13 protein-coding genes are annotated in these 8,762 nt (G+C 61.8%); 2 read left to right on the plus strand and 11 right to left on the minus strand.

Translation table 11 applies throughout. The annotated features are described in order from the left end of the window. The 11 genes from VR71_RS10705 to VR71_RS10750 all read right to left on the minus strand — a co-directional run bounded on the left by VR71_RS10705 (position 1) and on the right by VR71_RS10750 (position 6,289). Complete coding sequence (locus tag VR71_RS10705; protein WP_045683743.1) at positions 1-201, minus strand: hypothetical protein; 201 nt, start codon at positions 199-201, stop codon at positions 1-3. Further along, positions 198-548 (minus strand): hypothetical protein, encoded by a 351-nt coding sequence (locus tag VR71_RS10710; protein ID WP_045683746.1) that lies wholly within the window; start codon positions 546-548, stop codon positions 198-200. Before VR71_RS10710 ends, VR71_RS10705 begins: the two co-directional genes overlap by 4 nt. Continuing rightward, the gene (locus VR71_RS10715) at positions 535-909 is read right to left on the minus strand and encodes a hypothetical protein (RefSeq protein WP_045683750.1); all 375 of its coding nucleotides are present in this window, start codon (positions 907-909) and stop codon (positions 535-537) included. The genes VR71_RS10710 and VR71_RS10715 overlap by 14 nt, the downstream gene beginning before the upstream one ends. After that, on the minus strand, positions 906-1,439 hold the full coding sequence (locus VR71_RS10720) for a crosslink repair DNA glycosylase YcaQ family protein (RefSeq protein ID WP_045683752.1): 534 nt from the start codon (positions 1,437-1,439) through the stop codon (positions 906-908). The genes VR71_RS10715 and VR71_RS10720 overlap by 4 nt, the downstream gene beginning before the upstream one ends. Beyond that, positions 1,436-2,233 carry an ATP-binding protein gene (locus VR71_RS10725; RefSeq protein ID WP_045683753.1) on the minus strand — a complete coding sequence of 266 codons (798 nt, stop codon included), beginning with the start codon at positions 2,231-2,233 and terminating at the stop codon, positions 1,436-1,438. Before VR71_RS10725 ends, VR71_RS10720 begins: the two co-directional genes overlap by 4 nt. An 18-nt stretch (positions 2,234-2,251) precedes the next feature. Then, positions 2,252-4,375 carry a transposase domain-containing protein gene (locus VR71_RS10730; protein WP_045683755.1) on the minus strand — a complete coding sequence of 708 codons (2,124 nt, stop codon included), beginning with the start codon at positions 4,373-4,375 and terminating at the stop codon, positions 2,252-2,254. After that, a complete protein-coding gene (locus VR71_RS10735; RefSeq protein WP_045683756.1) occupies positions 4,372-5,208 on the minus strand; it encodes a ParB N-terminal domain-containing protein in 837 nt (278 codons plus the stop codon). Before VR71_RS10735 ends, VR71_RS10730 begins: the two co-directional genes overlap by 4 nt. Beyond that, positions 5,208-5,468, minus strand: a complete 261-nt coding sequence (locus tag VR71_RS10740) for a hypothetical protein (RefSeq protein ID WP_045683757.1) — start codon at positions 5,466-5,468, stop codon at positions 5,208-5,210. Before VR71_RS10740 ends, VR71_RS10735 begins: the two co-directional genes overlap by 1 nt. A gap of 190 nt (positions 5,469-5,658) precedes the next feature. After that, positions 5,659-5,871, minus strand: a complete 213-nt coding sequence (locus VR71_RS10745; protein WP_045683758.1) for a hypothetical protein — start codon at positions 5,869-5,871, stop codon at positions 5,659-5,661. Further along, the gene (locus VR71_RS24870) at positions 5,871-6,041 is read right to left on the minus strand and encodes a hypothetical protein (RefSeq protein ID WP_296430205.1); all 171 of its coding nucleotides are present in this window, start codon (positions 6,039-6,041) and stop codon (positions 5,871-5,873) included. Before VR71_RS24870 ends, VR71_RS10745 begins: the two co-directional genes overlap by 1 nt. Further along, the gene (locus VR71_RS10750; protein ID WP_045683762.1) at positions 6,038-6,289 is read right to left on the minus strand and encodes a hypothetical protein; all 252 of its coding nucleotides are present in this window, start codon (positions 6,287-6,289) and stop codon (positions 6,038-6,040) included. Before VR71_RS10750 ends, VR71_RS24870 begins: the two co-directional genes overlap by 4 nt. Positions 6,290-6,378: 89 nt before the next feature. Between VR71_RS10750 and VR71_RS10755 the strand changes: the two genes are divergently transcribed. Both VR71_RS10755 and VR71_RS24875 read left to right on the plus strand, forming a co-directional pair. Then, entirely contained in the window at positions 6,379-7,038 is a 660-nt protein-coding gene (locus tag VR71_RS10755) for a LexA family transcriptional regulator (RefSeq protein WP_045683765.1), read from the plus strand. Positions 7,039-7,193: 155 nt separating this feature from the next. Beyond that, positions 7,194-8,762, plus strand: a 1,569-nt coding sequence (locus VR71_RS24875; protein WP_296430207.1) for a hypothetical protein, incomplete at its 3' end; no start/stop codon positions are given.

Here is an 8,762-nt window from a genome sequence, read left to right on the forward strand (position 1 = left end):
TTACTCTCCTGTTGAAGGGGGTGTTGAAAGCAGGCGCGGACCCACGCCATGCAGTGCGCAGACGGCGGCCATGGCGGCGATCTCGTCCATCGAGCAGAGTGTGCTGCCGCGCGGACCAAGGAGGTCCACCTTGGCCACGCCCGAGGCCGCGAGGCGCAGCATCTCATCGGGGCTCCAGCGGTTGAGTTCGGGGGCGTTCATGCGTCGGTCTCCTTGTCGTCAAGAATGGCGTCGATCAGATTGTCGCGGATCACGACCTCGAGAATGCGGACGGCGAGCGCCTTGGTCTGCACGCCCCGCGCGAGGGCATGCGGCTCGAGCGCGCCACGGACTTCGGCGTTGAGCCGGGTCAGCTGCGCGCCTTGACGCCCGCAGGGTTTGCCCAGCCGGACCGGCGGGAACGGGGCCCCGTGGCGGCGCAGGTAATGCAGCACGCTGTGGACGCGGGACGTCGTGACACTGAGGCGGCGCGCGATCTCGCGGGCGGGCACCGCCTCTGCGGCGAGCGCCGACACGGGCGTATCGAGGCTGTCATCACGCCGCGTCATCGTCGGCCCCCTTATGGACCGGGCAACGGTTGCAGGCGCGGTACATCGTGACGGTAAGCGAATTCACATTCTCGAACTGCGCCGCCTTGGATCGCCACTTGCGACAGACCTGTTTGCCGATCTCGCCCAAGGCGGGGCAGTCGACCACCGCGCGCATGAAATGGCCGCGCACGACGTCCTCGACGATGCTGGTGTCAGCCGGATAGCGGTTGCGCAGGATGTTCGACACAAGGGTCGCGCTGCGCTCCATCTTGACCGCGACCTTGTTCTGGCTGGTCTCGTCGCAGGCGCGCGCCAAGGCGGCCACCCAATCGGGCAAATCCTCGCCCCAGAATTCCCGGGCCGTGTCGAGCGCGCTCATGCTGCACCACCTTTCGCGGGGGCAAATTCGCCGGTGTTGGGATCGAGAATGCCAGCCAGACGCACGGGTTTGGGCGCGCGCGGGCCGGTATCCTCGACCAAGCGATAGAGCGCTTCGCGGCGACCGGGAATGGCCATTTCGACCACGCGCAGATGTTCGGAGGCGAGAAGCTGGCGGCAATAGGCGCGCGCCTTCTCGACGGTGACGGCGACGCCGCCCGCGTTGGCATGGGCTGCGATATCGACGGGGCTGAAACTATGCCGCAGCGTGCGCATGGCGCGCCACATATTGCCCTCGGGTGTTGCCTCGCCAGAGACCGGCTGCGGGCCGGGCAGGGGGCGGTCTGTGGGGGCATACCAGCGTTTGCCATTGCGGGTGACGCGGCTCACGCGGATCTTGCCCGCGTCCCGCCAGTGGCGCAGGTAGCGCACGGCAGTCTCGCGGCTGCAGCCGAGCCGGGACACGGCCTGCCAGTCAAACTCCTCAAGCTCGCGGACCTGCGTCCAAAGGCGATCAAAGAGGTCACTCATGCCCGGCCCGCCTTCTTCTCAGCCGCGAGCGGCACGATCTTTTCGGGGGCGAGTGGGGCGGCGAGGCGGAAATCATCGACACGGCGCACCGCAGGAGGTTGCCCGGTCTCGAAGGCCCGGTTGCCCCAAAGCTCGAGGTCGGCCAGACGCCGCCCCCGGCCCATGGCCAGTTCCTTGGCACGTGCCAGATTGATCGCCACCCGGCGGATCGAGCCGCCCGAGGCGTCGACGATGGCTCCGAGCAGGTCAGCGCCGACGTCGATACCAGCCGCGTAGATTGGCGCGAGCTTTTCTGCGTCCGGCAGGTTGCAGGCGAGGGCGGGTTCCCATGCGAGTTGGCGGTTGTGGATGTTCTCCCAGCGGGTCAGATCCTGCGGCAGCTTTTCTTCGCCGACCAGAATGACCGGGGCCTGACAGCTCTCGTAAATGTCGCGGGCCAGCTCGATCATCCGCTTGCGCAGGAGATATTGCGCGTCGTCGATGATGAGCGGGCGGTCATTGCGTGCAAGCTGTGCGCCGATTGCATCGACCATGGCGGCCACGCCGCGTTGCGATGGCAGGCCGATCTCGCGCAGGATCGCTTGCGCCAGATAGGTTGGTGTCCAGCAGTCTTTGACCTGGACAACATGGGCCTGATATTCATTGGCCGCGACTGTCACGGCGGTCGTCTTGCCCCAGCCGGATGGGCCATAGAACGTGGCCATGCCGGGCAGGCCAAAGGCGCGGGACTGGACGCGCTCAACGAGGCCGATCAGCGCTGCGACGTTTCGCAGGGGCGCAATGGAAGGGGTCATGCTGCTCTCCTTTTCTTGTTACTCTTGGGCACCGAAGCGGCGCTCCATGCGCAGCTGGGCGCGGTAGTCGGAACTCTGTTGGTAGTCGGCCAGCCAATCGGCCTGTGCCTGCGTGAGTGTCTCGCCTTCCGCCTGCGCGCTCTCAAGAGCGCGGGCACGCAGAAACAGGGCCTTGGGATCGTCTTCATCGACCTCAACGGGGCGTGCGCGATGCTCAGCTAGGCGCGTCACGCGGGCCTCAAGCGCTGCTTCGCGCTCTATCTCCTCGACGCTCTGCGCGCGCCGCCGTTTTGGGGCGGCCTTATGCGGTGTCACCAGCTGATGCACCTGCGCCTCGGGCAGGGGTTCGTCTGCCGCCAGCCCCGAGGCTGCGCGCACACGTGCGGCCACCTCTGCCGCCGTCAACTCGCGCGCGGCCTTGGCCTCGTCGCGCTGCGCACGCATCCACGTCTTGCGCTTTCGGTTGTGATCGCGTGCGGCCCCAACGTCGCGGAACTTGGCGTCCTTGAGACACTTGGCATGGCCGAGGTACCGGCCCGCCAGATCATAAACCTCGAGCCCGGCTGTCAAATCATCCGCGTCGAACCGCGCTACCACCTTTTCCCCTGCGATCCGGTACATCCACTCGGACCAGTATTCCGTGTCGTAGAGTTTCAGCGCGCCGTTGCTGGTCTTGGCCCGCACTCCCTCGGCCCGCAGGAGCCAGAGGCGCAGCTGCTCGTCGGTCGCGCGCTTGATCGTGGCGCGCGCATAGCCCTCGTTGAAGACCTCATTGAACGACCGTCCCATGGCAACTTCACTGCGCCGCCCGGGGCGGGCGTTGTGATGCGCAAGCTCTTCCTCCAACACGAGGCGGAACTCGTCGAGCGGGATGGCGCGGGAGCCGTAATCTTCAGGCTTTGCCGTTGGCTTGTTGCCCGTATAGGCCCCGTCAAAGGCGGGGTGTTTGGCCACCCGGTCGCAGAGGTCGCGAAAGGCGCGCTCGATAGGTTTGGATTGCCCGGAATAGGGCGTGGCCCAGTGGACATGCACGCCCAAGAGCGGGAGCAGCCCGGGAATATCCTCGTCCGTGACCTTGAACCGAAACCGGGTTGGCGTGCCGCCCGTCATCGCCTTGGCGGCAAATTCCCGGCCATTGTCGATCAGAACTGATTGCGGGATGCCATAGGTCCGGATCAGGTCACCGGTCACAAGCTGCACGGTGTGGCTGTTGGCCGTGTCCGACAGACGCCATGCCAAGAGCTTGCCGGAATAGACGTCCGACCAGACCATCATCTGCGGCCGCACAGGCGTGTCGATGCCGGGCCAGCGCACGAACACGTCGAACTTGTGGTAATCGCCCTGCACGCATTCGAGCGGGACCATGAAGGCCTTGCTGCGCACCTGCGCGGGATAGAGGCGGCGGAGTGCCTCCTCGCCCTTGCGCAGGTAGGTTTCTGTCGGTGCCGAGACGTTGGCCTTGATCCAGCGCCGCACCTGGTGAAGGGGAGGCACGGTGCTGTTGCGCCGCTCGGAGGTCCAGACGCGCACGGCGCGGTCATAGCAACTGGTGAGCGAGGGTTGCGACAGGCGCAGCCAATCGCTGCGCACCAGCGCCAGAAAGGCCGGGTCGATATCGCCCCGTTGGGCGGGAGCACGCCGCACTGCGCGCCCGTCGATCAGGTAAGCCAGCCGGTCGGCGGGGGCCGCTCCCTCGACCTGCCCGAGGTAATTCCAGAGAGATTTCTCGGACCGTCCCAGCTTGTGCGCGACCTCGCGCACGGCCGCGGAGCGGGTCAACCCGGCCCCTTCCAACAATTCGACCTCGGCAACGGCCTCTAGCCGCGCCTCGGCCTCAGTGCGGGCCTTGTCGCCCGCCGCTGCATAGCGTTCCCACGCCTCGTCTTTGCCGGATTTCTCCTCCGGGGCTTTGACCAGATCGGCGCTAAGTCGCATGCGGGCGCGCAACGGCAGCACGCTCCAGTGATATTCAACGCCGCCACCGGCCCCCTTGCGCCGCCGGACCTTACCCGCGTGCCGCGCCCAGCCCTCGCGTTGCGCCAACAGATTGACCTTGCGCTTGGTGCCGGGCAGGTCGGGCAACCCAGCCTCGGCCAGCTCAGCCGCACTCCACCACTCCTGCGCAGGGGCCGGGCCAGTCATGCCGCATCCCCTTGGTCAAGCTCGCCGAACAACGCCGCAACCTCTGCGCCGCGTTCCTCGAGGAATGCCCGGCGCTCGCGCTTGCCCGCGCGGTCCCAAGCGTCGAGTAGGCGCGACAGCTTCTGGTCTTTATCGCTCGCCGGGGCTGGAGCCTCGCCGCGTGCTGCAAGGTAAGCCTTTCGTGCTGCCCCCGCATTCTTGACCAGCCCCTCAGAGAGCGCTTCCACAACATAGTTGCGCTCCTCTGTGCCGACGATCTTTCTGAGCGCCAGCAAGTCATTCAGACGGAGGGCCGGCGAGTGTTTAAGGGCTTCGTATTCTTCGCGTGAAAGAGACGCTCCGGCTGCCATTATATTATAGACTTGGCGGGTTTTGATGCCCCGAGCTGTGGCGATGGTTTGTGCAAGTGCACTGAAATGCAGTTGCATCCAACGTCCTGCAGCCCCAGCTGATCCTTGCCGCATTTCGGGATGGATTTTCTGGATCATCTCCCGGCGCGTGGCCAAAAAGTAGGCGTCATCAAGGACGGTCATGGGTTGACCCATGAGGTTGCCGTCGATCTCCATAAGTCGCGCTTCTGCGTCGTTACAGCGAACCAAATCGACAGGAATTGAAGTCTTGCCCAGCTCCCTCATCGCGGCAAGCCTGTGGGCGCCGTCTATGAGATAATCTCCATCTTTCTTGCGGCGAACCCGGATGCTGCCGCTGAACCCGGTTTCCCTTATAGCTTCAACGAGATTGGCAATGCCGTCTGGAGATGTGTCACGTAACCGATCCTCGACCTTGATCGCGTCTATCGGCAATTCGGTGATTGTGGACAGGTGTTCAATCATTAGCCCACCATCTGGGCGTCGAGCCCGGCGCAATTGGTGCGGCAGTTGCCGCACATGCGGTGTCCCAATCCCGTTGACCAGAACTCGGTGCCGCAAGTCAGGCAGGGGCGGTTACGGGCGTGCTTGGATTTGGCTGTCTCGTTCTCCATCCGGTCTTGGGCGCGCAGGGCGATATCGCGGTTGCTGAACGCGCCAGATAAGCGCTCCTTACCGTCGAAAACGGCGTATCCATGGCCCCATCTTTGCACATGCAGGCTCATCCCGCTCACCCTCCGAAACTCGCGACGGCAAAGAGCAGGACGAACAGCGCCATAACCCCCACTACATCGCCAATGACAGAAAAAACGCCCCGGCCGGAGCAAGCAGATTGGGCACAGCCGGGGCGCAGTGACCGCGCAGCGCACAGGCCAGCACGCGCGCGGAGACGAAATTTATGGGCAAGGCGGCGGATCATCGGGCACGCTCCAGAACGAACGCTTCCTTGCGGATCGACAACTCATGATCCTCGGCCAAGCGACTGAGGCGCATCAGCGGCAGCGCACAGCACGGCTCGTCGATGTCGCGCACCAACTGCAAAGCCAGCGCCACGCGCTGCGCCTGCGGGATGGCCGCGATCTCAGCCTGCAACTGCCCGGCATCGGGAATGAGATCGGATAACCGCATCACATTAAATCCTCTGTTGAAGGGGGTGTTTCAGGGGCGGCACCTTGGCGCAGAACCGCGACAGACAGGCCCGCAGCGACTACGGCCCAGAAGACGAGGGCGAGCAGCAGGGCTATCGCAAAGCCGCTTCCGGGGGGAAGGTTGCCTTCGGGGTCGGGGCGCGGGCTCATGCGGCATCCTCCTGTTTGGCGGATGGACGGGGGATGTCGCGGGGCCATTCGAGGTCCCGGTCCCAATTCTCGTCGAACCAAGCGAGCAAGCGCTCGGCTGTCGCAGTGCGGCAATCCCAGCCGCACTCGATCATTTTCTTGAAGAAATCGCCCTTACCCAAGGCGCGCATGGAGATCGCATAGTGCGTGACCCCGCGATGCGCGGCGAGCGTGGTGGCGAGTGTTATAAGGGCGTCTCTCTGTTTCATGAGGAGAGTATAGCCACTACTAGCCCGGCAATACAAGCCTGTAGTAGCTTTATGTTTACGAATTGGCCATTACTGGCTATCGTGACCAGATGGATGTGATTCTTAACCAGATCGATGAGGCCCTGAAAAAGAAGGGCTATTCAGACGCGAAAGCCTCGCGGCTCGCGGTCGGTCATCCGTCTTTGATTAAGAACTTTCGAATGAAGCGCGACGGCGACAAACGATACAATTGGGCTTCACTGGAGCGGCTAGCCGAAGTACTTGATCTAGAGCTATATTTTGGTCCGCCGCGCGAAGTGGGGGCTGTATACACTACCCAGATCGACCACGAAGATTTCGCCGCAATCCCGCGCGTTGACGCGCGGCTGGCGGCGGGGGCAGGGGCCTTGAACGGCGATGTCAGCCTGCAAGGCGCACTGGCCTTTCGCCAGAACTGGTTGCGCGAGCGGGGTATTTCACCTGCGCAGGCGTGTCTGCTCACCGTTGCGGGTGACAGCATGGCCCCGACCCTGAACGACGGCGACCTTGTCATGATCGACGAGCGCCGCACCACGATCCGCAACCGCCACGTCTACGCCTTCGTCGACACCGATGGCAGCGCCCGCGTCAAGCGCCTCGACCTGGTCGACAACGAGATGATGGTGCTGACCTCCGACAACCCGATCCACCCGACCGAAACCCGCCGTGGCCCCGACATGAACCGCATGCGCGTCCTGGGCGAGATCGTGTGGTCAGCGCATGCGTGGTGAGGGCTTCGTTAAGATGAATATTACCGATGCTTCGACAACAGGGGCGGGAAAGCCGACTTTCGCTGCGCCCGGGACCTCGACAGCACCCGGGGCGGAAACCGGACCTTGCCGATATTCCACCGACGGCTACAATGACCCAAAGTAAAGGGTTAAACATGGCCATTCCACTCACTCCTCCAAACAACAAACGCAATTACATAGACGCAGGGTTTCATGGTATCTTGGCGGTTCTGGAAGCACTAAGCCCCGCCGGTCCAAACATTCCGAATGTTCTCTCAAATCTGAAATCCGGGTTCAGCGCACTTTCGGGCACGGCACAGGACGAGCCGGGGCAACGGGCTTGGATCTGGGCTTTTAAGACGATCAGTTACGCGGTTAGTGATGTGCTAAAGGCTGAGCGCATCAAAGCTCCACTGTCAGGGAAGAAAGATGAAGCGGTCAGTGAATTTCTCGAGACTGCGGCGCAGTTCGATGGACAAGAGCTTGATGCCCTTACGCTGACAAACCCAGGTCTTTCGCCTCTGTTCAATAAAGCGCATCAAGCTCTCGGAGCCATGCTCCTGAAGGCGACAACCAGTATGGATCTCGAAATCGATACGCTTGAGGAACGTTTCAGACGTGCCTTGCGAACTGGTTCAAATCGAACACTCTGCGAGGATCCCAGCTATTTTCGGGTTCTCGAAGATGGGCTTACAGGACTTGGGGGCGAAAGTGCTCGACGCGACGGACATTGGGCACGCCATGCATATTGGGTTTCCCATCAATATACGGATGCACCGATATTCTCTCCAGATGAGGCCGAAGTCATTCCGCTTGAAGCTGTCTACCTGCCGCCTCGGTGCTTTTGGCACCAAATTGAAAAATTCCAAAAAGAGGATGGTTCTGAAACAGAGCGTAAGACCGCACATGTAGCTGAGCTACATAAGGCGACGCATACTTGGATGGCTGGAAATGCTCAACAAGATCCTGTCCGTGTAGTTACCGGGGGGCCGGGAAGTGGGAAGTCCTCTTTCGCGCGCGCCTTCGCACATGAGGTGATTGAACAGGGCGTTCATCGCGTACTATTCATACAGCTTCAGCACATGGTTCTGTCTGGCTCACTACATGATGATATAGCGCGCTATGTCGACCGCCGCGATACCTCGACAGGCAAACACGGCAGCCCGGGCTTGCCCGGAAGTCCCCTGGATTGGCGCAAAACAGATGAGTTACCTATTCTAATCATCTTCGATGGACTGGACGAGCTATCAACTAAAGAAGAAGACGGGGAGCGCTACGCCAGAGAACTTCTGCTTGCCCTTAAACTAATGCTTTCACCTCTAAACACAGATGGCACCCCTATTCGGGCACTTGTGCTGGGTCGTAATCTGGCTTGTGAAGGCGCAATGAAGGCTTCCAATATTCCGGTGCAGCACATGCTCAACGTTGCGCCGATCGCAAAGATGACTAACGAAACATGTATGATGCCCTCACAGGCTGATGATGAAATCGAAGACCCTGATGGCCTGATGAGTAATGATCAGCGGGCAACCTATTGGCGGAAATGGGCGACTCTCAAGGATCTTGATCCAGAGAAAATACCAGCTGCAGTTACCGCTGACAGCATGAGAGAGCTTAATGTTGAGCCCCTTCTATTGCACCTTTTGGTGATCTCAAAATACAGTAGTGACGATTGGGAAATAGCGGCTGATAATAAGAACGTTGTTTATGAGGATATCCTCCAG

This window comes from Roseovarius sp. BRH_c41 (assembly GCF_000961715.1).
GTDB lineage: Bacteria > Pseudomonadota > Alphaproteobacteria > Rhodobacterales > Rhodobacteraceae > Roseovarius.

Excerpts from the sequence above, each read along its gene's own strand:
- VR71_RS24870 (WP_296430205.1), bottom strand. The coding sequence starts at position 6,041 with ATGAGCCCGCGCCCCGACCCCGAAGGCAACCTTCCCCCCGGAAGCGGC.
- VR71_RS10740 (WP_045683757.1), bottom strand. The coding sequence starts at position 5,468 with ATGAGCCTGCATGTGCAAAGATGGGGCCATGGATACGCCGTTTTCGAC.
- VR71_RS10720 (WP_045683752.1), bottom strand. The coding sequence starts at position 1,439 with ATGAGTGACCTCTTTGATCGCCTTTGGACGCAGGTCCGCGAGCTTGAG.
- VR71_RS10725 (WP_045683753.1), bottom strand. The coding sequence starts at position 2,233 with ATGACCCCTTCCATTGCGCCCCTGCGAAACGTCGCAGCGCTGATCGGC.
- VR71_RS10750 (WP_045683762.1), bottom strand. The coding sequence starts at position 6,289 with ATGAAACAGAGAGACGCCCTTATAACACTCGCCACCACGCTCGCCGCG.
- VR71_RS10755 (WP_045683765.1), top strand. The coding sequence starts at position 6,379 with ATGGATGTGATTCTTAACCAGATCGATGAGGCCCTGAAAAAGAAGGGC.
- VR71_RS10745 (WP_045683758.1), bottom strand. The coding sequence starts at position 5,871 with ATGCGGTTATCCGATCTCATTCCCGATGCCGGGCAGTTGCAGGCTGAG.
- VR71_RS10715 (WP_045683750.1), bottom strand. The coding sequence starts at position 909 with ATGAGCGCGCTCGACACGGCCCGGGAATTCTGGGGCGAGGATTTGCCC.
- VR71_RS10735 (WP_045683756.1), bottom strand. The coding sequence starts at position 5,208 with ATGATTGAACACCTGTCCACAATCACCGAATTGCCGATAGACGCGATC.
- VR71_RS10705 (WP_045683743.1), bottom strand. The coding sequence starts at position 201 with ATGAACGCCCCCGAACTCAACCGCTGGAGCCCCGATGAGATGCTGCGC.
- VR71_RS10710 (WP_045683746.1), bottom strand. The coding sequence starts at position 548 with ATGACGCGGCGTGATGACAGCCTCGATACGCCCGTGTCGGCGCTCGCC.
- VR71_RS10730 (WP_045683755.1), bottom strand. The coding sequence starts at position 4,375 with ATGACTGGCCCGGCCCCTGCGCAGGAGTGGTGGAGTGCGGCTGAGCTG.